General features: G+C 41.1%; 16 protein-coding genes. 10 read left to right on the top strand and 6 right to left on the bottom strand.

All coding sequences use genetic code 11. The annotated features are described in order from the left end of the window. Nucleotides 1-30: 30 nt before the first annotated feature. Both gltB and AC3KZC_RS10710 read left to right on the top strand, forming a co-directional pair. On the top strand, nt 31-4,488 hold the full coding sequence (gltB, locus tag AC3KZC_RS10715) for a glutamate synthase large subunit (RefSeq protein WP_490578962.1): 4,458 nt from the start codon (nt 31-33) through the stop codon (nt 4,486-4,488). 12 nt (nt 4,489-4,500) lie between these two features. Beyond that, entirely contained in the window at nt 4,501-5,919 is a 1,419-nt protein-coding gene (locus AC3KZC_RS10710; RefSeq protein ID WP_490578961.1) for a glutamate synthase small subunit GltD family protein, read from the top strand. Nucleotides 5,920-6,047: 128 nt separating this feature from the next. On the opposite strand, the gene recN is transcribed toward AC3KZC_RS10710, so the two are convergent. The 3 genes from recN to nadK form a co-directional block, all read right to left on the bottom strand. Next, nucleotides 6,048-7,718: a DNA repair protein RecN gene (gene recN, locus AC3KZC_RS10705; protein ID WP_490578960.1), complete on the bottom strand. Its 1,671-nt coding sequence runs from the start codon at nt 7,716-7,718 to the stop codon at nt 6,048-6,050. Between the two features lie 79 nt (nt 7,719-7,797). Then, complete coding sequence (locus AC3KZC_RS10700; protein ID WP_490578959.1) at nt 7,798-8,343, bottom strand: hypothetical protein; 546 nt, start codon at nt 8,341-8,343, stop codon at nt 7,798-7,800. Nucleotides 8,344-8,568: 225 nt separating this feature from the next. After that, the gene (nadK, locus tag AC3KZC_RS10695) at nt 8,569-9,450 is read right to left on the bottom strand and encodes an NAD(+) kinase (RefSeq protein ID WP_490578958.1); all 882 of its coding nucleotides are present in this window, start codon (nt 9,448-9,450) and stop codon (nt 8,569-8,571) included. Between the two features lie 87 nt (nt 9,451-9,537). On the opposite strand from nadK, the gene AC3KZC_RS10690 reads away from it, so the two are divergent. Both AC3KZC_RS10690 and grpE read left to right on the top strand, forming a co-directional pair. Continuing rightward, nucleotides 9,538-10,470 (top strand): HrcA family transcriptional regulator, encoded by a 933-nt coding sequence (locus tag AC3KZC_RS10690; protein ID WP_490578957.1) that lies wholly within the window; start codon nt 9,538-9,540, stop codon nt 10,468-10,470. A gap of 71 nt (nt 10,471-10,541) precedes the next feature. Continuing rightward, nucleotides 10,542-11,126, top strand: coding sequence for a nucleotide exchange factor GrpE (gene grpE, locus AC3KZC_RS10685; protein ID WP_490578956.1), 585 nt, complete (start codon nt 10,542-10,544; stop codon nt 11,124-11,126). Between the two features lie 55 nt (nt 11,127-11,181). On the opposite strand, the gene AC3KZC_RS10680 is transcribed toward grpE, so the two are convergent. Continuing rightward, nucleotides 11,182-12,366 (bottom strand): multidrug effflux MFS transporter, encoded by a 1,185-nt coding sequence (locus AC3KZC_RS10680; protein WP_490578955.1) that lies wholly within the window; start codon nt 12,364-12,366, stop codon nt 11,182-11,184. Nucleotides 12,367-12,620: 254 nt separating this feature from the next. Between AC3KZC_RS10680 and AC3KZC_RS10675 the strand changes: the two genes are divergently transcribed. Then, nucleotides 12,621-13,418, top strand: coding sequence for a M48 family metallopeptidase (locus AC3KZC_RS10675; protein WP_490578954.1), 798 nt, complete (start codon nt 12,621-12,623; stop codon nt 13,416-13,418). Between the two features lies 1 nt (nt 13,419). On the opposite strand, the gene AC3KZC_RS10670 is transcribed toward AC3KZC_RS10675, so the two are convergent. Beyond that, nucleotides 13,420-14,190: a nucleoside-binding protein gene (locus AC3KZC_RS10670; RefSeq protein WP_490578953.1), complete on the bottom strand. Its 771-nt coding sequence runs from the start codon at nt 14,188-14,190 to the stop codon at nt 13,420-13,422. 124 nt (nt 14,191-14,314) lie between these two features. After that, nucleotides 14,315-15,628: a Na+/H+ antiporter NhaC family protein gene (locus AC3KZC_RS10665; protein WP_490578952.1), complete on the bottom strand. Its 1,314-nt coding sequence runs from the start codon at nt 15,626-15,628 to the stop codon at nt 14,315-14,317. 334 nt (nt 15,629-15,962) lie between these two features. Here AC3KZC_RS10665 and dapB point away from each other — a divergent pair, with 334 nt between their 5' ends. From dapB to AC3KZC_RS10640, 5 genes are all read left to right on the top strand, one after another. Continuing rightward, nucleotides 15,963-16,769 (top strand): 4-hydroxy-tetrahydrodipicolinate reductase, encoded by an 807-nt coding sequence (gene dapB, locus AC3KZC_RS10660; protein WP_490578951.1) that lies wholly within the window; start codon nt 15,963-15,965, stop codon nt 16,767-16,769. A gap of 202 nt (nt 16,770-16,971) precedes the next feature. Further along, nucleotides 16,972-18,105 carry a glutamine-hydrolyzing carbamoyl-phosphate synthase small subunit gene (gene carA / locus AC3KZC_RS10655; protein WP_490578950.1) on the top strand — a complete coding sequence of 378 codons (1,134 nt, stop codon included), beginning with the start codon at nt 16,972-16,974 and terminating at the stop codon, nt 18,103-18,105. A gap of 19 nt (nt 18,106-18,124) precedes the next feature. Further along, nucleotides 18,125-21,343, top strand: a complete 3,219-nt coding sequence (gene carB / locus AC3KZC_RS10650) for a carbamoyl-phosphate synthase large subunit (protein ID WP_490578949.1) — start codon at nt 18,125-18,127, stop codon at nt 21,341-21,343. Between the two features lie 50 nt (nt 21,344-21,393). Continuing rightward, the gene (greA, locus tag AC3KZC_RS10645; RefSeq protein WP_490578948.1) at nt 21,394-21,870 is read left to right on the top strand and encodes a transcription elongation factor GreA; all 477 of its coding nucleotides are present in this window, start codon (nt 21,394-21,396) and stop codon (nt 21,868-21,870) included. Nucleotides 21,871-21,928: 58 nt separating this feature from the next. Beyond that, the gene (locus tag AC3KZC_RS10640) at nt 21,929-23,158 is read left to right on the top strand and encodes a tetratricopeptide repeat protein (RefSeq protein ID WP_490578947.1); all 1,230 of its coding nucleotides are present in this window, start codon (nt 21,929-21,931) and stop codon (nt 23,156-23,158) included. Nucleotides 23,159-23,279: the final 121 nt, after the last annotated feature.

The following is a 23,279-nucleotide window of genomic DNA, read 5'->3' as shown; positions in this document are numbered from 1 at the left end:
CTAGCTGTAGCAATGGAGAGGAGTTCATTCATGTTATATGACTCAAAATTAGAAAAAGATAATTGTGGTTTTGGTTTGATTGCCCATATCGCCGGAACTGCCAGTCATAAATTGGTTCGTACAGCCATTACTGGTTTAGATCGGATGCAACACCGTGGAGGTATTGCGGCCGATGGTAAAACAGGTGATGGTTGTGGCTTGTTATTGCAAAAGCCTGATAACTTCTTTCGCAGTATTGCTCAAGAGCAAAATTGGCATCTAGGTAAAAATTATGCTGTAGGAATGATTTTCTTAAATCCAGATCCTGAGCTAGCCCAAAAAACGCGCCATATTGTTAATCAAGAACTCGAAAAAGAAACATTAACAATTGTAGGTTGGCGTGATGTGCCGACTGATCCTGCCTCTCTTGGTCCGATTGCAATTGAACAATTACCGCAATTTCAACAAATTTTTGTCTCAGCACCTGAAGGCTGGCGACCAAAAGATTTAGAACGTCGTTTGTACATTGCACGCCGCCGTATTGAGCAACGCATTGTAAATGATGATTATTTTTATATTTGTAGCTTATCAGGCTTAGTCACTGTCTATAAAGGTTTAGTGATGCCTGCGGATTTGCCTAATTTTTATTTAGATTTGGCTGATATTCGTATGGAGTCGGCAATTTGTGTTTTCCATCAGCGCTTTTCAACTAATACTCAACCTCGCTGGCCGTTAGCGCAGCCATTTCGTTATTTAGCACATAATGGTGAAATAAATACCATTGAAGGCAATCGGCAATGGGCGCGCGCACGTGCGTATAAATTTTCATCTCCGTTGTTACCTGACTTACAAACAGCAGCACCGTTCGTAAACGAAACCGGCTCAGATAGTTCTAGCCTTGATAATATGTTGGAATTGTTTTTAGCGGGTGGCATGGATATTTTCCGTGCGATGCGGATGTTAGTACCGCCAGCTTGGCAAAAAAACAAAGCCATGGATGAAGATTTAAGAGCCTTCTACGATTTTAACTCTATGCACATGGAACCTTGGGATGGCCCAGCCGGTATTGTAATGTCTGATGGGCGTTTTGCCGCCTGTAATTTAGACCGCAATGGTTTACGTCCTGCACGCTATGTAGTGACCAAAGATGGCTTAATGACGCTTGCATCTGAGGTGGGTATTTGGGATTACACCCCAGATGAAGTGCAAGAAAAAGGTCGTGTAGGACCTGGCGAATTACTGGTTATTGATACCTTACACGGTAAAATTTGGCATTCTAATGAAATTGATAACGACCTTAAAAGTCGTCATCCATACAAATCATGGCTTGAGCAAAATGTGCAACGTTTAACGCCTTTTGAAGATCTTGCTCATGAACTAACGGGTCAACGTGAACTAGATGATGATTTACTAGCGGTATATCACAAACAATATGCCTATAGTTTTGAAGAGCTTGACCAAGTCATTCGTGTGATGGGTGCCATAGGTCAAGAAGCGACAGGTTCAATGGGGGACGATACGCCATTTGCGGTTTTATCGTCAAAAGAGCGCCCAATTTATGACTATTTTCGTCAAAAATTTGCCCAAGTAACCAACCCTCCGATAGATCCTTTGCGTGAAAATCACGTGATGTCGTTGGCCACTTGTATTGGCCGTGAGCAAAATGTGTTTAACGAAACCACGGGTCATGCAAAACGATTACAATTTTCATCGCCGGTGTTGATGTATTCAGATATGACCCAGTTACTGCTTGCTGATCAAACACATTACAACTCAGCGACGATTAATCTTAACTACCTGATTGAAGAAGGATTAGAAGCTGCGCTGCACCGAGTGTGTGATGAAGCGCAATCGCATGCCGAATCAGGCGTGGTACTGATTGTATTATCTGATAAAGGCTTAACACCGTCGCATTTGCCAATTCCAGCTGCGATGGCTGTGGGCGCGGTGCATCAACGGTTAGTTAAAAATAATCTACGTTGTGATGCTAATATTATTGTTGAAACAGCAAGTTGTCGTGATCCTCACCAATTTGCGGTGCTACTCGGGTTTGGTGCAACAGCCATTTATCCTTACCTTGCTTATGAAACCCTGACACAAATGTCAGATAAAGGCACCATTAAGCAAAGTTATTGCCAAGTTACCTCATCGTATCGCAGTGCGATAAATAAAGGCTTGTATAAAATCATGTCGAAGATGGGTATAAGCACCGTTGCCAGCTACCGCTGTTCAATGTTGTTTGAAGCGGTAGGCTTAGCTGATGAAATTGTAGCGACTTGTTTTGAAGGCGTTGTAAACCGCATTAAAGGCGCTGACTTTACTGATTTCCATCAAGATTTATTAAACTTATCGCGTAAAGCTTGGGTGAAACGTAAACCACTTGATCATGGCGGCTTATTAAAATATGTCCATGGCGGTGAATACCATGCTTACAACCCTGACGTTATTCAAACGCTGCAAGTTGCAGTGCGTTCTGGGGAATACCACGATTATTTACAGTACGCAAACTTAGTCAATAATCGCCCAGTCACAACGCTACGTGACTTATTGCAATTGCAAGCGGGTGATGGCGCAATTTCAATTGATGAAGTAGAACCTGCCGAAGCACTGTATAAACGCTTTGATTCTGCCGCCATGAGTATCGGAGCCTTATCACCTGAAGCCCATGAAGCCTTGGCAATTGCAATGAATCGCTTGGGTGGGTGTTCAAATTCAGGCGAGGGTGGTGAAGATGTGCTGCGTTATGGCACCGAGAAAAACTCTCGTATAAAACAGGTGGCTTCGGGCCGATTTGGAGTGACACCGCATTATTTGGTTAATGCAGATGTGATTCAAATTAAAGTGGCACAGGGGGCAAAACCAGGTGAAGGCGGTCAGCTTCCGGGCGAAAAAGTAACGCCGTATATTGCAAAATTACGCTATTCAGTGCCTGGAGTGACATTAATATCACCGCCACCGCATCATGATATTTATTCAATAGAAGATTTAGCCCAGCTTATTTTTGATTTAAAACAAGTGAATCCAAAGGCAATGATTTCAGTGAAATTAGTGTCTGAGCCAGGTGTTGGTACGATTGCAACCGGTGTGGCTAAAGCGTACGCCGATTTAATTACCATTGCAGGTTACGATGGCGGTACTGGGGCAAGCCCATTAACATCGGTAAAATATGCAGGTTCACCGTGGGAACTTGGCTTGGCTGAAACGCAACAAGCTTTGGTTGAAAATGGCCTGCGTCATCGTATTCGTTTACAAACGGACGGCGGTTTAAAAACAGGCTTAGATATCATCAAAGCGGCCATTTTAGGCGCTGAAAGCTTTGGTTTTGGCACTGGCCCTATGGTGGCGTTAGGCTGTAAATATCTGCGTATTTGCCATCTAAATAACTGTGCAACTGGTGTTGCAACCCAAGATGAAAAGCTGCGTCAAAACCATTATCACGGCCTGCCAGAAATGGCGATGAACTACTTTAAGTTTATCGCTCAAGAAGCGCGTGAAATTATGGCTAGTTTGGGTATTCGCCAATTAGTCGATTTGATTGGGCGCACAGATTTATTAGCGGCTATTGAAGGCAAAACAGCTAAACAAAGCAAGCTTGATCTATCGGGGTTGTTGTATCGTCCTAACAATAAATCTGGGCAAACATTATTTTGTTCAACGCCTAATACGTCGCATTATCAAGGCCGACTAAATGAAACTTTATTAGCAAAATCACAAACCGCGATTGAGGAAAAGTTAGGAAAAGTGATCCGCGCTAAAATTAACAATACCGACCGTTCCGTTGGCGCCTTGTTATCAGGATACATTGCGCAATTACACGGTAATCAAGGCATGGCTGCTGATCCAATCCAAATTGATTTAACTGGGACGGCTGGCCAATCCTTTGGTGTTTGGAATGCCGGTGGTCTAGAAATGTCACTGGTGGGCGATGCTAACGATTATGTTGGTAAAGGTATGGCAGGTGGTAAGTTGAGTATCAGTCCTCCACCAGGATCATCGTTTGCGTGTCATCAAGCAAGCATTATTGGTAATACCTGTTTGTACGGTGCAACTGGCGGTAAATTGTTTGCAGCAGGGCGAGCAGGTGAGCGTTTTGCCGTGCGAAATTCAGGTGCGATAGCGGTTATTGAAGGTGCTGGTGATAATGCGTGTGAATACATGACTGGCGGTGTGGTTTGTATTTTAGGTAAAACGGGCATCAATTTTGGTGCAGGCATGACGGGTGGTTTTGCATATGTACTTGATGAAGCTCAAGACTTCGAGAAACGAATTAATTCGGAGCTTGTTGAGCTTATCGCAATGGATGAATTAGTTATTCACCATGAGCATTTACGCGGCCTAATCATTGAGCATTTAGAAGCGACCAAGTCATGCTGGGCTGAAACAATTTTAGCCGATTTTGAAAATTATTTAGCCAAGTTTAGGTTAATTAAACCTAAATCAAGCGATGTAAAAAGTTTATTAGGTCATCGTGCTCGCAGTAGTGCTGAGCTTAGAGTTCAAGCTCAGTAAGGAGAAAAAACAATGGCGCAGAATGTTTATCAGTTTATCGATGTACAGCGAGTTGATCCGCGTAAAAAGCCAATCTCAACCCGCAAAAAACAGTTTGTTGAAATATACGAACCCTTTTCAGCAAAACAGGTCGATTCACAAGCGGATCGCTGTTTAGATTGCGGTAACCCGTATTGTGAATGGAAATGTCCAGTTCACAATTATATTCCGCAGTGGTTGAAGCTAATTAAAGATGGCAAAATTTTTGAAGCCGCGGAGCTTTCCCATCGTACCAATAGTTTGCCAGAAGTGTGTGGCCGAGTGTGCCCACAAGACAGGCTATGTGAAGGCTCATGTACGCTCAATGATGAGTTTGGGGCGGTAACGATTGGTAATATTGAAAAATACATTACCGATACTGCCTTTGCTATGGGGTGGAAACCCGATACTTCCTATGTAATATGGACGGACAAAAAAGTTGCCATTATTGGAGCGGGTCCTGCAGGGCTTGGTTGTGCCGATATTTTGGCCCGTAACGGCGTTAAACCTGTGGTATTTGACCGTCATCCTGAAATTGGTGGCCTACTTACATTTGGTATTCCGTCATTTAAACTTGAAAAGTCTGTGATGGAAAAGCGCCGTGAAATTTTCACTGAAATGGGCGTAGAGTTTCGTTTAAATACTGAAGTGGGTAAAGACGTGCAATTGGCAGATTTAATTGCTGAATACGATGCGGTTTTTGTCGGTGTTGGTACCTATCAAAATATGCGTGGTGGTCTTGAAAATGAAGATGCACAAGGTGTGTTTGATGCTTTGCCATTCTTAATCGCAAATACGAATAAAGTAATGGGTTTTGATAACGAGGCTTATCCGTATCAGGATATGGCGAATAAACGTGTAGTCGTATTGGGTGGCGGTGATACCGCGATGGACTGTGTGCGCACGTCAATTCGCCAAGGTGCCAAAGAAGTAATTTGTGCATATCGTCGTGATGAGCAAAATATGCCAGGTTCAAAACGTGAAGTGAAAAATGCCAAAGAAGAAGGCGTAAAATTCAAGTTTAATGTCCAGCCCAAAGGAATTCAGCTTGATGTCGAAGGTAAAGTTATTGGCGTGAATATGGTTAAAACTGCACTCGGTGAGCCCGATGCTAAAGGCCGTCGTCGAGCCGAAGAAGTACCAGGTTCTGAGCATATTTTACCTGCAGATGCTGTGATTATGGCGTTTGGTTTTCAAGCTCATCCAATGCCTTGGCTAGAGCCATTTGGTGTTGAATGTGACCAATGGGGACGGATCAAAGCGCCTGAACAAGGCAGTGGTCATACTCATCAAACCACGAATCCTAAAATTTTTGCTGGTGGTGATATAGTGCGTGGTTCAGATTTAGTTGTGACTGCTATTTTTGAGGGGCGCAATGCAGCAGAAGGGATCTTAGATTATTTAGCGGTGTAAGCTAAACATTATAGCTTTTATAAAATAATAAAAAAGGTAAGCATATGCTTACCTTTTTTATTTCATTTCATGCTACTTGTAATAACAGTGACTTTTTTCGTTCCCGACAAGCTCTCGCGAGTTATCGATTACGAACAAGCCTCGAGTAACTCTTGGGCGTTATTTAAGGTTATTTGGCTAATATTATTACCACCTAATAATCGCCCAATTTCATTAATTCTACCTTGTTGATCAAGCAACCTCATTTTTGTATGTGTTTGTTTACCGTCACTGAATTTAGCAACAAAAAACTGCTGATGGCCACTGCAAGCCACTTGCGGTAAATGGGTAACACAAATAACTTGAGTTGACTCTCCGAGCTGGCGTAAAAGGTTGCCTACTGCAGATGCCGTTGGGCCTGAAATACCTACATCCACCTCATCAAAAATAAGGGTTGGAGTGGTTACTTTAGCGGCAATAATCACTTGTATGGCTAAGCTAATACGAGAAAGCTCACCACCCGAGGCCACTTTTGCCAGTGGTTGCATCGGCTGGCCTGGGTTAGTGCAAACCAAAAAATCAATTTTGTCTAAGCCGATAGGGCTTGGAGCTGCGGTTGTTTCAAACTCTAACTCAATTTCAAATTGACCATTTTCCATCGATAGTTGATGCATACTTTGGCTTATTAGAGTGTTAAGCGCTTTAGCTGCAATATGCCGACTTTGGCTTAATATTTGGGCGCTTTGTTGATATTGCTTTAACGTAGCTGTTATTTCTAACTCAAGGCTGTCTAATCGAGCACTGTCATTGCTAATTTTATCAAGTTGGCAAATTAGCTGCTGATGATAAGCGTATAATTCTTGAGGACGAATATGATGTTTACGCGCCAACTCTAAAGTTTTTGCCATTCGCTCTTCTACTTCAATTAAGCGATGTGGATCACATTCACTACTTTCTTGATAACGACGGATATTGCTGGCTGCCTCTTCAATTTGTACCGCAGCTTCAAAGAGTAAGTCAGCAATCGGTGCTAGCTGTGGGTCAATACTCGCAAGTTCGGCAAACCGATTTGCACTATGTTGCACAATGGAATGTGCGTTTGCACCATCTTCTTCATATAAATGTTGCAGCTCTCGTTGGCTCGACTCAAGTAAAGTGTGCATATTACTAAGCAAGCTATGCTCAGCTTCAACATTGTCATATTCACCATCTTCAAGCCCAAACTCATTGAGTTCAGCTACTTGATACTCAATAAGTTGTTGTTGTGCATCTTGTTGTGTTTGTAATACAAGAAGTTGAGCATGTTCTTTTTTGATGCTCTGGTAGCGTTTGTAGAGGTTTTTTGTATTGGCGAGAAGTGGCGTATGTCCAGCATATTCATCAAGCAGAAGGAGTTGATGGTCATTCTTACTTAATAATTGATGTGCATGCTGTCCATGAATCGCAATGAGCGATTGGCTTAATGTTTTTAATTGGCTTGCTGTAACTGAGGTACCATTAATGTAAGCCTTACTGCGGCCTGTATTGCTGATAACTCGGCGCAAAATACATTCATCATCACTGACTAAATCATTATCGAGTAGAAATTTTTGTGCGCTAGGAAGTTTTCTAATATCAAATTCAGCAGTGATTTCTGCTTTATCGGCGCCTGGACGCACCATACTTGCTTCAGCTCGCTCGCCTAAACATAATGATAACGCATCAATAGCGATTGATTTACCGGCGCCTGTTTCGCCGGTAATTGTGGTCATACCCGAGTGCCATTCTGTTTTAAGCTCGGAAACAATAGCAAAATTATTTACTTCTAACGCAATTAACATACTGTTTATCCATCCAGTTCATTAACTGTTAATTTATACAGTATTTGTGCGTTTCGCAAATATTTTTTAACTATTTTAGTTAAATTGTGGTGCTGGTTTTCTCTTCAGTTTGTGAGCCGCTTTCTTCTGCATGAAGGGCGTCAACAGTTTCTTCATTTAACACATTTGGTGATTTTAATCCGATCACAAGCGCTGGTAACAGTTGCTCATAAAAAATCTTATTGAAATCACGGCCAGTGGGTAATTCGCTAACAAAATTGAGCATGCGTTCAGCGAGTTGATCTTTATTACCGGTTACATGGCATTTCGCCATTTCACTGGCAAGTACATTGGTTAAATTTTCAATGCACGCTTCCATCAGGATAAGATTAGATTCTGTGTGAGACTGGACAACAAAGAAGTTATTAACGATAGCTTGCATCATAGGGATATGTTTTGGTCGTATGAGCTTCGCTTCGGCGTAAAGAGATAGTTGTTTTTTATATGACTCGGTGATGTATTTGACCCTGTCATTGAATTGTTGTTTTTTAAAGGCTTCAGCTTTTTTTCGGTTATTTTCTACCACAGTGTAAGTGGCAAAAACAGCGATAAGAAGAATAACGCATAGCAATACTACATAAGTCATAATGTTTAAAAAATCCAAGATAAACAGCTTTAAACGGCAGCATACTTAAACTTTTATCAAAATAAAATAGTCAATGCGATAATTTGAAATATTAAAAGTCACTCAGTGAACTTTAATAGAGTGAATTACTTAGCAAGCACAAACTATTAAAATAAATACTTTTAATGTTAAACAAGGTAAAACCTATAAAAATACATTTTAATGATTTACAGGTTTTGACTTAGCCTAATATAAACGACTGCCCCAATTGAGCTTTTGGCGCAAAACATTGTAATACGAATACTCTTTTGGATGTATGAGACGTAGCGGTTTAGTGCCTTTTTTAATCACAACTTCATCGCCAGGCATGACAGCTAACACAATATGGCTATCACAACTAATTTGTAAGTTATCGTCATTTTCAAGGCTTAGTTTTAAACGAATCTCATTATCGGCATCGACGACTAAGGGCCGACTTGATAATGTGTGGGGAAACATAGGCACTAAGGCCATCGCATTAAGCTCAGGTGTTAAAATCGGCCCGCCACCTGATAGGGAGTAAGCGGTTGACCCCGTTGGGGTGCAGACAATTAAACCATCTGATTTTTGTGAAAAAACAAATTCATCATTAATAAAAGCTTCAAATTCAATCATGTGGGCTACTTTGTCAGCATGAAGCACCGCTTCATTTACTGCAGAGTTGGAGCTTTTTAGTTTTTCGTGGCGGTACACTTCAACTTCCAGTAGGAACCGCGTCTCTTGACGATATTGACCGCTTAATACTTGTTCAAGTGCAGCTTCAAAGTTATGTGGATCTAAGTCGGTTAAAAAACCTAAGTTGCCACGGTTTACACCGATAACAGCAACGTCAAATCGAGATAATACGCGGGCCGCACCCAACATATTGCCATCACCACCAACCACAATCGCTAAATCGCACTGGCGACCTAAGTCAACCAGTTCAACTAAACGATGTTCTGGCACACCCATATCAAGACCAACACGTTGTTCGATAAAGACCTCATAACCGAGCGCATCAAGAAAGCTGTCGAGTTTTTTCAAGGTGGCGTTTGCACCCGCGTGGTTAGGTTTTCCGATAAGGCCAATGGTATTGAATGTTTTGTTCATGGAGATTGACTGAAATTGAAAGTAAATTCAGTATATCTAAAAGCTTAGCTACTTGAAAATAAATAACCTAGCCCACATTAAGTGATTATGAATTTAAATACTCGCGATCAACAAATTTTCTCCGCCATTATGCGCTTTTATTGCGATGGCCAAGGTATGGCTGTGCCGTCGTCACGTATTGCGAAACAAAATGGGATGGCGGTTTGCTCTGCAACAATTCGTAATTCGATGGTACGGATGGAGAAATTAGGTTTAATTTGTTCACCTCACACTTCAGCTGGGCGTATTCCGACAGTTGAAGGCTTTAAATATTGGTTTGAAACATATTTTGATTTACCTCATGTTGTCGATTTTTGGCAGCCTAGTAATGAAAGGCTAATTCAATTTACTCATTTTTTAAGCCAAAAGTACAAAGTGTGCGCTTGTGTTGGGCTACCACAAGTTACTACCCAAGCTATTTTTAGAGTTGAAGTACTCGATTTTGATCAGCAAAGTTGGGTTATTTTATTGTTCGATCGTCAAGGGCAAAGCCACAATGTTGTAATTACAAAACCGTTAGAGGCAAACGAAAAAATTCGTTTGGCATTTAACGGCTGGCTTAATACGGTATTTGCACAGCAAACATTGGCCGAAGGGTTACAACGAATGCGCGCTATGTCTGCAACCGCGCCTATGTTTTGTCATGGCTCACTGGCGCAGTGGACACGATTGTTGGCCGACAAACTTGGATCTGAAAACAGCATTGTTGTTGGTGAGAATTATTTATTTGAATCGTTAAAAGGCTCTGAACAACCTTGTATTGGTAGGCCTTTACTTAGTTTTGTTGAAGATAAATTGGCCTTTAAACGTGGTTTGTCGGTTATTTTGGGTGATGACATGCCATTTCATGGCTTTGAGCAGTTAGTTATACTCAGTGCTCCTTATTTTACTCAAGGGGTTTATCAAGGGCGTTTTTGTATTATTTGTAAAAAAACCGCACCCATAGAAGCTTTAATTAATGAATTTGCCGCTTTGGGCTAAAAAGGCTCTTGAATCTTAAAATTCCATCCCCATAATTACCCGCAGTTGTAAAGAATTGGAGATCAGAAATAATGTCTGAACAAACAAATCATGCTTCACAAGAAGCTGAACTGAACGAGCAAACAGTTAACCAACCGGTTGATGGTGAACACGTTGAACAAGAGTTAAGCCCTGAGGCTGAAATTGCATTATTATCTGCTGAATTAGAAGCTGCAAATCAAACTATTGCAGATCAAAAAGACAGTGTGATCCGTGCTGCCGCTGAAGTGGATAATGTACGTCGTCGTACAGCTCAAGATATTGAAAAAGCGCATAAATTTGCACTAGAAAAATTCTCAAATGAGTTATTACCTGTTATTGATAACTTAGAGCGTGCCATCGAATTTGCTGATAAAAGTAATGAAGCATTAACACCATTACTTGAAGGTATTGATATGACAGTAAAAAGCTTTGTGACTGCGGTTGCAAAGTTTGGCGTTGAGGTAGTTAATCCTCAAGGTGAAAGCTTTAACCCTGAATATCATCAAGCAATGGCATTACAACCAAGTGCTGATGTAGAGCCAAATACTGTACTTGCTGTGATGCAAAAAGGTTACACATTACACGGTCGTTTATTACGCCCTGCGATGGTAATGGTATCTAAAGCAGCTGAATAATTTTTAGTTGTGAGTAAATATAAAAAACCGCAGTCATGCGGTTTTTTTATGTCCATTAAATGGTATTACTGTGTCTTCGTTGCAAATATTGGCACAATAAAATAGCGATCACTGCACTGAACATTAAAATTGAAAAAGCAAAAGTATCTTGGCTATGAAGTAGAGCTAAAAGTGGACCTGCAAGTGCACCACAGCCAAAACGTAATGTGCCAATGACGGCTGTCGCAGTGCCAGATTGTTTTGCAAAAGCGATTAAAATTAATGCATCGGCATTACTCGCCATTAACCCTAAACTCATCATCAGTGGGGCAATAAAAATAACGACCCACATCAGTGTTGGTTGCATCATAGAGGCCATCACTAAGCAACTAGCACTCAATATTGCCAAGACTAAACCACTATAAAGCATCGTTCTTGAGCCAAAACGGCCAACAAGGCGTGTATTGATGAAATTACCTGCCATAAGAGCAATCACGTTAAACGCAAATAAGACGCCGAAAGTTTGGCTTTCAACTTTAAAATAATCGAGATAAATAAACGGGACCGACGTTAAAAAACAAAAGAAAGCAAAGGATGCAAACATTGAACTTAAAATATCAAAGCGAGCCGGGCGATAACTTAAGACAGTTTTATAGCTATCAATAAATAAATTAAGCCCTTTGTTTGGGTTTTTGCTTATCGGGATGTCAATTAAGTAGCGCATGATGAAAAGTAAAATAATAACGGTATAACCACTTAAAAAGATGAAAATACTTTGCCAATGCCATACGACCATTAGGGCACTGCCAATTGAAGGAGCAAGCAACGGGGCCATCATCATGATCATTGATACGTAAGACATACCTTTGGCTGTTTCTTGTTGATAGATATAACGAATGATCCCAGGAACTACAATGGTAGCTGCGGCACCAAAAAAAGCTTGAAAAGCTCGGGTGAGCAAAAACATCTCAATATTACGGCAGAAAACGAGCGCGACACTAAAAAATAAAAATCCTGATAAGCCAATAATAGCAAGCTTTCGGCGACCGAATTGATCTGCTAGTGGGCCAAAAAAAAGCATTCCTAACGCATATCCGGCCAAATAAGTGCTTAATGATAATTGCACTTGGTTAATAGACGCGCCTAAATCCTGAGCAATTTGCAGCATGGCTGGCAAATACAAATCAATTGCAAGCGGGGTGATGGCCACAATACTAGCTAATAAAGGTAATAAAATGCGTTTGTTTAAAGTTGGTTGCATACTAAAAGCAATTTTTAATTAGGGGGCAAGTAGTGTAAGACTTTTGATCTTTGAAACAAGCATTAACTGTGCACAATGGCCTTGCAGTTTTGCAGAGCACCACGCGTTTTTGATTCATAAATAATTATATCGGCACGGCTACTTTTAGCTTAATGGATGGGGGTAATAAAATAAAAACGCAAAATGCGTGTCGACTATTAATTTTAACCTGACTCCATTACACTCCTTTCAAACGCTAAATTTAAAGGAACAACATGAAAAATGCACTCTTAGCGCTCGCAGTAACAGGATTACTGCTTGGATGTAAAACATCACCTACAGGACGTACTCAATTAGCCCTATATTCTGATAGCGACATGAATAGCATGGGCGCTCAAAGTTTTAATCAATTAAAACAATCAATGGCTATTAATACCGATGCTAAAACCAATCGGTATGTGCAATGTATAGCAGATAACATCATTGCCGTATTACCGCAGAAATACGCCAGTCAGCAATGGGAAGTGGTTGTATTTGAAGAAGACTCAGCAAATGCATTTGCATTACCGGGTGGAAAAATTGGTGTTCACACAGGTTTATTAAAAGTAGCGGTCAATCAGCATCAAGTGGCTACTGTAATGGGACACGAAGTGGGCCATGTTATTGCTGAGCATTCTAATGAGCGTGCCTCACAAAGCTCAGCGATTCAAATTGGAATGCAAGCCGCAGATACAACGCTAAAAACAACTCAAAATCAATACCATGGTGCCATTATGACTGCGCTGGGTGTTGGTACACAATATGGGGTGATACTGCCATTTAGCCGCACACATGAATCTGAAGCCGATGAAATTGGGCTTGATTTAATGGCTCGGGCTGGATTTGATCCAAAAGAATCAGTGACACTTTGGCAAAATATGAGCGCTGCTGGTAGCGGAGGAGCGCCTGAGTTTTTATCAACTCATCCATCACCTAAAACTCGAATTGACGACTTACGCAAAGGGATGCCAGAGGCAATGAAACTGCATTATAGTGCTGTGCAAGCAGGCCAAAAGCCTGGTTGCACGTTGTAATTTAAAAAGTCCATGCAACATGGAGTTGGGGAGCTGATTCAAAGGTATCGGTTCCCAACTTGTTATGCCAAAGTTGCCATTTTATACCCAATAAAAGTGTATTTTTCTCAAATTGTAGGGCATTGCCTAAGTCCCACTGTAAAATAGGTTGGGCTAAAATCCAGTCATTAACTTCATTACCTAGTTCGTTTTCTCGCGACGCAATATATTCAATATGGCCTGTAAAATTAAATTTTTGATTGCCGACAGTAAAAGGCAAACCCCACGCAGTATCCAGCATCCAGCTGTTCGTTTCTTTTGGTGCTGAACCACGGCTAGTCCCCTCATTGTCATCTATATAGCCCGTTATCAAGGTATTTAAAAAGCTAAATCCCGGCGCATCCCAATATAATTTAATGCCGGGCAGGTATTTAACCGCGTTTGAATCACCTGCTGCATTCACACCTATTACAGCGCCAATATCTTTAATTGCACCGAACTTCATTGAGCGGCCACTCGCTTTTGCGAAGCTTATTGCAGAATAAAACTCACCGTAATAATCATTGTCTTGGTAGCCATCAGTTTTATTATCTTTAATAAAATCAATAAAAAAGAAGTTGTCACCTAGTTGATATGTAGAGCTGTGTTGTAACGTTGCAACCGAGGTTGTAGCTGTGTGCTTACTAAACGGGTTTGTAAAAGAGCCGCGATTCAGGTGGAGTTGTGTTTGACTCCAACTCGCACAAAATGCAGTTGGTGCAATAAATAACACAGCAAAGAGTAGTTTTTTCATAGGCCTGTTCAATAAGTGGGTAATGAACAAATTGTAGATGAAAAAAAGTAAGAGGAGCAAAAAGTTAAATCAATACGGAAAAGGTAGGTGAGATACCAATCATTTGATTGGTATCTCTTATTTATTACGCTTTATGGCGACTCAAACAGATAATAGAAATAGCGACAAAAGCCAAAATAAAGCAGTAGTAAGAAGAGCTTGCAACTTGCCAAGGTGAAATTTTAAATGTTGCGCCCAGTAATAATGCTTGTGCACCATAAGGTAAAGATCCTTGCATTACACAGGCAAAAATATCCAATAAGCTTGCTGAGCGTTTAGGGGATATTTCACCATCTTCTGCAAGTTTTTTTGCAATAGGGCCAGCAACAATAATTGATACCGTATTGTTTGCGATGCATAAGTTAGATGTTAAAACAAGGGCAGCAATACCGAGTTGGTCTGCTACTTTACGATTCCACTTAGCAATAATTTGGGTTAAATATTGAATTTTATGAGCAATATAATCTAAGCCGCCATTGATACGAATAAACTCAGATAAACCGCCAATCAGCATTGAAAGTAAAAAGATTTCTTGCATGCTGCTAAAGCCAGCATAAATATCTTTTATAAACGCGCTGCCTTCATAATCACCAGTAAAACCCATGACACCCGCAAAAACAATACCACTAAATAACACCACAAATACGTTAAATCCAAGTACAGCGAGTACCAAAATAAAGGCGTAAGGTAGCACTAACAATAAATCATACTCTTGCACTTCAATGGCTTGTGGAGCTGGGGTAAGAATAAATAACAGTGCAACAGTTAATAGGGCTGCAGGAATTGCAATTTTAATATTCTCACGAAATTTATCTTTCATTTCACAACCTTGTGTACGGGTTGCAGCAATGGTGGTATCAGAAATAATTGATAAGTTATCACCAAACATTGCGCCAGAAACAACGGCACCCGCTACAAGTGCTGGATCCATGCCTGTTTTGAGCGATAACGCATAAGCAATTGGTCCAATTGCGCCAATGGTGCCCATTGAAGTGCCCATTGCTGTCGCTACGATGGCAGAAATTAAAAATAAGCCTGGCAGTAAAAAGCTTGGCGGGACTAAATCAAGACCGGCATTGACAACCGCATCTACACCACCGGTTGCACCAGCGACGGTTGAAAACGCACCGGCAAGTAAATAAATCAAACACATAGTAATGATGTTGCTATGGCCTGCGCCTTTGATAAAGGTTTCAACAGAACCATTAATTGTTGATTTATTTAAAATAAAAGCGAGTAAAATTGCGGGTAAAATAGCAACAGGAGCAGGTAGTTGATAAAAAGCATAGTCAACACCTTGTGATTGAAGGTATAAGCCAGCGCCTAAAAATATAGCGACGAAACTTAACAAGGGAAGCAAAGATAACTTTGCTTGAGTTTTACTAAAAGTAGACTGCATTAAAAACCTCTAAAATAAATGTTGCAGCCCCACAGTTCCCTTTTTAGCTGCATTTTTCAAGCGCCCGCAAGCCAAAGACCAAATCGGCGCCTTATATCTAAGGAAGTGCGAATGTATAGATGGCTAGATGTTTTGTCAAATTTTTCTTGTTACACTGTGCCAAAAGTTAATGCGCTTCAAAAGTGCATAAAAACCCTTTAATGCATCTGATGCGAATAAACATTAAACTATTAACATATAGTAATTTGTTAGCGTTAAAAAGAATCTTTTTGCTTTTTAATTAAACAAAAAGCAAATTAACTTAATTTAACCCTTTATTTATAAAGAGAATAATATGAATCGAATAGGCGTGTTTGGTGCAAATGGCCGCATGGGGCAAGCACTCTTACAGGCGACTTATCAAAGTCCTAATAGTGAAATCGCTGCAGCTTATGTACGAGAAACATCTGACTTTTTTGGTATTAAGGTTGGCCCAGTTATTGGTGTGAATGGCATTGAACAGTCATTTTCGGCCGTAGAGCAAAACAATACTGCCAATGTGGATGTACTGATTGATTTTACTTTACCACAAGGCATGTTGGTGCATTTAGCCTATGCGGTTGCGAATCAAATTCCTATGGTGATTGGTACTACGGGTTTAACAGCTGATGAATTTGCGAAATTACAGCAAGCTGCTAAAACTATTCCCATTGTATTTTCGCGCAATTTTAGTGTTGGTATTAATTTATTACTTAATTTAGTACAAACAGCCGCCAGAACATTGAATGATGACATTGATATCGAAATTTTTGAGGCGCACCACCGTCATAAAATAGATGCCCCTTCTGGCACCGCACTTGCGATTGGTGAGGCGATTGCTGAAGCTAAAGGATGGGTGCATGACGACGTTGCTCGTTACGAACGTCATCAAGACCATGTAGCTAAATCACAAAATGAAATTGGTTATTCTGTGCTAAGAGCGGGGGATATTGTCGGTGAACATACGGCTTATTTCGCTTCTATCGGCGAAAGACTCGAAATAACGCATAAAGCAAGTTCTCGAATGACCTTCGCTCAAGGAGCGGTAAGGGCTGCGGGCTGGTTGAAAAATAAACCAGCAGGACTTTATGATATGCAAGATGTGTTAGGTTTTAAGGAGTAAACCGTTTTTTTTGACGCTTTGAGCGTTTTTTTATGAAGAAGGCGCTATTTTTAGTTTTTTTATAATTACCGTTAGACCTCGAAGCGTTTTTAATCTAAAATGAGCACAATTTGCCAAAATTTATTTTGCGTGTTTCCAAACGCCTTGAGCGGGTCGTAAATCGTCAGTTTTTACACCCGTTTTTTACTGTTAGGAGGTTAACTTGACTATATCCGCTTTGTTAGTCCTAGAAGACGGCACAGTGTTCCGCGGTACTGCGATAGGGGCTGAAGGTATTTCAGTCGGTGAAGTAGTATTTAATACATCAATGACAGGCTATCAGGAGATTATTACTGATCCCTCATATGCGGAACAAATCGTAACCCTGACTTACCCACATATCGGTAATACGGGCACTAACAGCGAAGACGAAGAAGCGAATAAAATCTGGGCCAAAGGCCTAGTGATTCGTGATTTGCCACTGCTAGCGAGTAATTTCCGTAATGAGCAATCATTAGATGAATATTTAAAAGCTCGCAATATCCTAGGGATTGCAGACATTGATACCCGTAAATTAACACGTATCTTACGTGATAAAGGGGCTCAAAATGGTTGTATTATCGCTGGTGAAATTGATGAAGCGAAAGCTTTAGAGGCTGCAAAAGCATTCCCAGGTTTAAAAGGAATGGATCTTGCCAAAGTAGTAACAACTACTGAGCAATATCAATGGAATGAAGGCAGTTGGCAACTAGGTCAAGGATTTAAGACGCTTGCTGACGCTGATGCAAAGTTCCATGTTGTTGCCTATGACTTTGGTGTTAAACGCAACATTCTTCGTATGCTTGTTGACCGTGGTTGTAAATTAACGGTTGTGCCTGCTCAAACGTCTGCTGCTGACGTATTAGCCTTAAATCCAGATGGTATTTTCTTATCAAATGGCCCAGGTGACCCAGCGCCATGTACGTATGCGATTGAAGCAATTAAAGCGTTTTTAGAAACTGATACGCCTATTTTTGGGATCTGTTTAGGTCATCAATTATTAGCACTTGCGTCAGGCGCACAAACAGTGAAAATGAAGTTTGGTCACCACGGTGGTAACCACCCAGTGAAAGACTTAGATCGTGGCGTAGTGATGATCACGGCGCAAAACCATGGTTTTGCTGCTGAAGAATCAACACTTCCTGCAACATTACGTGCAACGCATAAATCATTATTTGATGGTACTTTACAAGGTATTCATCGTACTGATAAGCCTGCATTTAGCTTCCAAGGTCACCCCGAAGCAAGCCCAGGCCCGCACGATGCCGCACCGTTATTTGATCACTTCATCGATTTGATGCAAGAACGTAAACACTAATTTAGGACCGAGAGTAACAATGCCAAAACGTACTGATATAAAAAGCATTCTTATCCTAGGCGCAGGCCCTATTGTAATCGGCCAAGCCTGTGAATTTGACTACTCGGGTGCACAAGCCTGTAAAGCGCTTCGCGAAGAAGGCTACCGTGTCATTCTAGTGAATTCAAACCCTGCAACTATCATGACCGACCCTGAAATGGCTGATGCAACATACATCGAGCCAATTCATTGGGAAGTAGTCGAAAAAATCATTGAAAAAGAAAAGCCTGACGCAGTTTTACCAACAATGGGTGGTCAAACGGCATTAAATTGTGCCCTTGATTTAGACCGTCGTGGTGTACTTGCAAAACATGGTGTTGAGCTAATTGGCGCAACAGCTGATGCAATTGATAAAGCAGAAGACCGTTCACGTTTTGACGTGGCAATGAAAGCGATTGGTTTAGAAACACCACGCGCTGAAATTGCACGTAGCATGGAAAGTGCACGCGACATCGTCACGCGTATCGGTTTTCCGTGTATCATCCGTCCTTCTTTTACTATGGGTGGAACAGGCGGTGGTGTTGCGTATAACCAAGAAGAATTTGAAGAGATTTGTGAACGCGGTCTTGATCTTTCGCCAACTAAAGAGTTGTTAATTGACGAATCGTTAATTGGCTGGAAAGAATACGAGATGGAAGTGGTTCGTGATAAAAACGACAACTGCATCATCGTGTGTTCAATTGAAAACTTTGATCCTATGGGTGTGCATACAGGTGACTCAATCACCGTGGCCCCAGCACAAACATTAACTGACAAAGAATACCAAATCATGCGTAATGCCTCGATGGCCGTACTGCGTGAAATTGGTGTTGAAACAGGTGGTTCAAACGTACAGTTTGGTATTTGTCCTGATACTGGCCGCATGGTTATTATCGAGATGAACCCTCGTGTATCACGTTCATCTGCACTTGCGTCAAAAGCAACGGGTTTCCCAATTGCTAAAATCGCTGCAAAATTAGCTGTAGGTTATACGCTTGATGAGTTACAAAATGACATTACTGGCGGTAAAACACCAGCGTCATTTGAGCCATCAATTGATTACGTAGTAACAAAAATTCCTCGCTTCAACTTTGAAAAATTTGCTGGTGCAAACGACCGTTTAACCACGCAAATGAAATCAGTGGGCGAAGTAATGGCGATTGGTCGTAACCAACAAGAGTCATTACAAAAAGCATTACGCGGTTTAGAAGTGGGCGCAACTGGGTTTAACCCAATTGTGGCGCTTGATGACCCAAGTGCAAGAGAAAAAATCATTCACGAATTACGTGAGCCAGGCGCTGAGCGTATTTGGTATGTTGCAGATGCAATGCGCCACGGTATGTCAGTGGATGACGTGTTTGAATACACTAAAATCGACCGTTGGTTCTTAGTTCAAATTGAAGACATCTTAAAAGATGAAGCTAAAATCGCTTCAACTGGCATGGCTGGCTTAAACAAAAACTTTTTACGTAGCTTAAAGCGCAAAGGTTTTGCTGATGCCCGTATTGCTGAAATTTCAGGTGTATCAGAAGCTGAGATTCGTAAAAAACGCCATAATTTCAATATCTTCCCAGTTTACAAGCGCGTAGATACGTGTGCGGCTGAATTTAGTTCAGACACTGCTTACATGTATTCAACGTACGATGAAGAGTGTGAAGCGAACCCAAGTAACCGCGATAAAATCATGGTTATCGGTGGTGGTCCTAACCGTATCGGTCAAGGTATTGAGTTCGATTACTGCTGTGTTCATGCGGCACTTGCTCTTCGTGAAGACGGTTATGAAACCATCATGGTTAACTGTAACCCTGAAACGGTTTCTACCGACTATGATACGTCAGATCGTTTATATTTCGAACCAATTACCCTTGAAGATGTACTTGAAATCGTTCGTGTAGAAAAGCCAAAAGGCGTGATTGTACAATACGGTGGTCAAACACCTCTGAAACTTGCTCGTGCCCTTGAAGCGAATGGTGTGCCAGTAATTGGTACTTCACCAGATGCGATTGACCGTGCTGAAGACCGTGAGCGTTTCCAACAATTAGTTGAACGTTTAGGTTTATTACAACCACACAATGCAACAGTAACGTCAACCGAAGAAGCGATGGCTAAATCGCAAGAAATCGGTTTCCCATTAGTTGTTCGCCCATCATATGTATTAGGTGGCCGCGCAATGGAAATCGTTTATGACGAAGATGATTTACGTCGTTATATGACTGAAGCAGTACAAGCATCAAACGAAGCGCCTGTATTACTTGATCATTTCTTAGATGACGCAATTGAAGTTGACGTTGATGCCATTTGTGACGGTGAGCAAGTCATTATCGGCGGTATCATGGAGCATATCGAACAAGCCGGTGTTCACTCTGGTGACTCAGCATGTTCATTACCTCCTTATACGTTAAGTGCTGAAATTCAAGACCGCATGCGTGACCAAGTTACCCGTATGGCACTTGAACTTGGTGTCGTTGGTTTAATGAATACCCAATTTGCTGTTAAAGATGGCGATGTGTATTTAATTGAAGTGAACCCTCGCGCTGCACGTACTGTTCCGTTTGTTTCTAAAGCAACGAGTGTACCGATTGCTAAAATTGCTGCACGCTGTATGGCGGGCCAATCACTTGCAAGCCAAGGTATTACCAAAGAAACAATCCCACCTTATTACAGCGTAAAAGAAGTGGTACTTCCTTTTGCTAAATTCCAAGGTGTTGATCCTATTCGCGGCCCAGAAATGCGCTCGACAGGTGAAGTAATGGGTGTCGGTGATAACTTTGCTGAAGCGTTTGCAAAAGCTCAGTTAGGTGCAGGAAACATTTTACCTCGCGGCGGTCGTGCATTATTATCCGTGCGTAACGGCGATAAAAAACGAATTGTAGAACTAGCTCGTATCATGACAGAACTTGGTTTTGAACTTGATGCTACTGGTGGTACAGCTGCAGCACTTGAAACAGCCGGCATTGCAGTACGCCGAGTTAATAAAGTGTTTGAGGGTCGCCCTCATATTCTTGACCGTATCAAAAACGGTGAGTATAGCTATATCGTTAACACGACTGAAGGTCGCCAAGCGATTGAAGATTCTAAAGTTCTTCGTCGTGGTGCGCTTCAACATAAAACAAACTATACCACAACGCTTAATGCTGCTTTTGCTAACTGTAAAGCAAATGCCGCAGACGATCGCTCAAAAGTAAATTCATTACAAGAGCTACACCGTCGCGTTAAATAAGTAATTGAGCCTCTGGTAGCTGTGTTATCAGAGGTTTTAAGTGAGAGTTTATGCAACAAATCCCTATGACAGTGAGAGGCGTTGAGCTACTAAGAGCAGAGCTTAACGAACTTAAAACAGTCAAACGCCCAAAAATTATTGCAGATATTGCAGTGGCACGTGAACATGGCGATTTAAAAGAAAACGCTGAATATCATGCCGCACGTGAAGAGCAAGGTTTTTGTGAAGGACGAATTCAAGAAATTGAAGCAAAGTTATCAAACGTACAAGTGATTGACGTCACCAAAATGGCTAACACTGGTAAAGTTATTTTTGGCACGACAGTAACAATTGTGAACGTAGAGACCGATGCCGAAGTGACTTACAGAATAGTCGGTGATGATGAAGCAAACATTAAAAACAACTTAATTTCAGTTAATTCACCGATTGCTCGCGGTCTTGTTGGTAAATCAGTCGATGATGCTGTGACTATCAATACGCCAAAAGGCAATGTTGAGTATGAAATTATAGCGGTTGAATATATTTAACGAAAACGACTACAATGAAAGCTCGGTATTTAACCGAGCTTTTTTTTTGGAGGTAAGTTTGCGAAAAATAACAATAATAGCGCTGTCTCTGCTTTATTCTCTTCCTACCTATGCGGTCGATTGCCAAACCGCTTTTTTAGATCTTGATTACGTCAATGCGTTTAGTGCTTGTAAAGAAGCCAGTGACAACGCAGATGCACAAGCCAGTTTCATTATGGCAACCATTTATGCCAAAGGGCTGAGTGTTGCGCCCAATGTTGACCAATCCATTAGTTACTTAACGTATGCCGCTGAGCTAAAGCATCCTGAAGCGATGTTTAATTTGGCTGTGGCGTTTGAGCTTGGGCGTGGGGTGAGTAAAAGTGCATCGGATGCATTAGGTTGGTATCAAAAATCTGCTGAAGCTAATTTTTTGCCTGCACAGCGTAAATTGGCCTTAATGTATGAAAAAGGCAAGGGCACTGTTGTTGATGCGAAACAAGCTTATCATTGGTATAAAAAAGCCGCAGAAGCAGGGGAATCTTATGCACAATTAAAGTTGGGTGCAATTTTACTGCAAGATAAAGTAGTGCCTAAGGATATTGAAGCTGGGCTAAGTTGGATTGAAAAATCGGCAAAACAAAACGAAGTTGAAGCACAATTTGCTCTTGCAACTTTAATGTGGAATCGCGATGTTGATAAGTCACTGTATTGGTATGAGAAAGCGGCTGCAAATGGTAACAACTTCGCAATGCATAACTTGGCTTCTATTTATTTAAAAGGTGAAAAAGTACCGGTTGATCTGGATAAAAGCGAGCGTTATGCCAAACAAAGTATTGCAAGTGGCCAACCTGCCAGTGAAAGAATTTTAGTTGCGATAAATCAATTACGTAACCCTTCAGAAAATCTTGAGATAGCAAAAACGTCTCAATCACAGTCTTTAGTGACTGAGCCTTTGGCTGTCTCTCAAGCTCCTCAAGAGCTATTATCTCAAACTGAGCCTAAAACCGCCGCACAAGAGATGTTAAGTACGCCAGTAGAAAATGAAATACCGAAATTAAAAGGTTATTTCATTCAATTTGCTAAAATTCACAGCTCAGAAGGCGTGGCACATTTTATACGAAAATATAAATTACAGGGCCAATCTCAAGTTATTGAACTTCAAAATGAGGCCGCTTATTTAATATTAAGTCACGCTTTTGATAGTAAAGCCGCAGCAAAAGCAGCGCTATCTCAATTATCCGAACCATTGGCAGCACAAAAACCATGGCTTCGAAGCGATAAATCTCTCAATGCATTATTACTGTAGGCAAAGCTAAGTTAAAGAGATGCTGAAAATTCAACGGGAAAGCGCAACTAATTTAAAAAAGTATATTCTGGATATTAAATCTACCTGTTACTGCATGAAATTTTGAGATCAATGATGATCT

Source organism: Pseudoalteromonas sp. J2K-J031 (assembly GCF_058197095.2).
This window is presented reverse-complemented; position numbering and strand designations above follow the sequence as displayed.

Bases quoted from the DNA above. Each gene is read 5' to 3' on its own strand.
- gltB (WP_490578962.1), top strand. From the start codon at position 31: ATGTTATATGACTCAAAATTAGAAAAAGATAATTGTGGTTTTGGTTTG.
- AC3KZC_RS10710 (WP_490578961.1), top strand. From the start codon at position 4,501: ATGGCGCAGAATGTTTATCAGTTTATCGATGTACAGCGAGTTGATCCG.
- recN (WP_490578960.1), bottom strand. From the start codon at position 7,718: ATGTTAATTGCGTTAGAAGTAAATAATTTTGCTATTGTTTCCGAGCTT.
- AC3KZC_RS10700 (WP_490578959.1), bottom strand. From the start codon at position 8,343: ATGACTTATGTAGTATTGCTATGCGTTATTCTTCTTATCGCTGTTTTT.
- nadK (WP_490578958.1), bottom strand. From the start codon at position 9,450: ATGAACAAAACATTCAATACCATTGGCCTTATCGGAAAACCTAACCAC.
- AC3KZC_RS10690 (WP_490578957.1), top strand. From the start codon at position 9,538: ATGAATTTAAATACTCGCGATCAACAAATTTTCTCCGCCATTATGCGC.
- grpE (WP_490578956.1), top strand. From the start codon at position 10,542: ATGTCTGAACAAACAAATCATGCTTCACAAGAAGCTGAACTGAACGAG.
- AC3KZC_RS10680 (WP_490578955.1), bottom strand. From the start codon at position 12,366: ATGCAACCAACTTTAAACAAACGCATTTTATTACCTTTATTAGCTAGT.
- AC3KZC_RS10675 (WP_490578954.1), top strand. From the start codon at position 12,621: ATGAAAAATGCACTCTTAGCGCTCGCAGTAACAGGATTACTGCTTGGA.
- AC3KZC_RS10670 (WP_490578953.1), bottom strand. From the start codon at position 14,190: ATGAAAAAACTACTCTTTGCTGTGTTATTTATTGCACCAACTGCATTT.
- AC3KZC_RS10665 (WP_490578952.1), bottom strand. From the start codon at position 15,628: ATGCAGTCTACTTTTAGTAAAACTCAAGCAAAGTTATCTTTGCTTCCC.
- dapB (WP_490578951.1), top strand. From the start codon at position 15,963: ATGAATCGAATAGGCGTGTTTGGTGCAAATGGCCGCATGGGGCAAGCA.
- carB (WP_490578949.1), top strand. From the start codon at position 18,125: ATGCCAAAACGTACTGATATAAAAAGCATTCTTATCCTAGGCGCAGGC.
- greA (WP_490578948.1), top strand. From the start codon at position 21,394: ATGCAACAAATCCCTATGACAGTGAGAGGCGTTGAGCTACTAAGAGCA.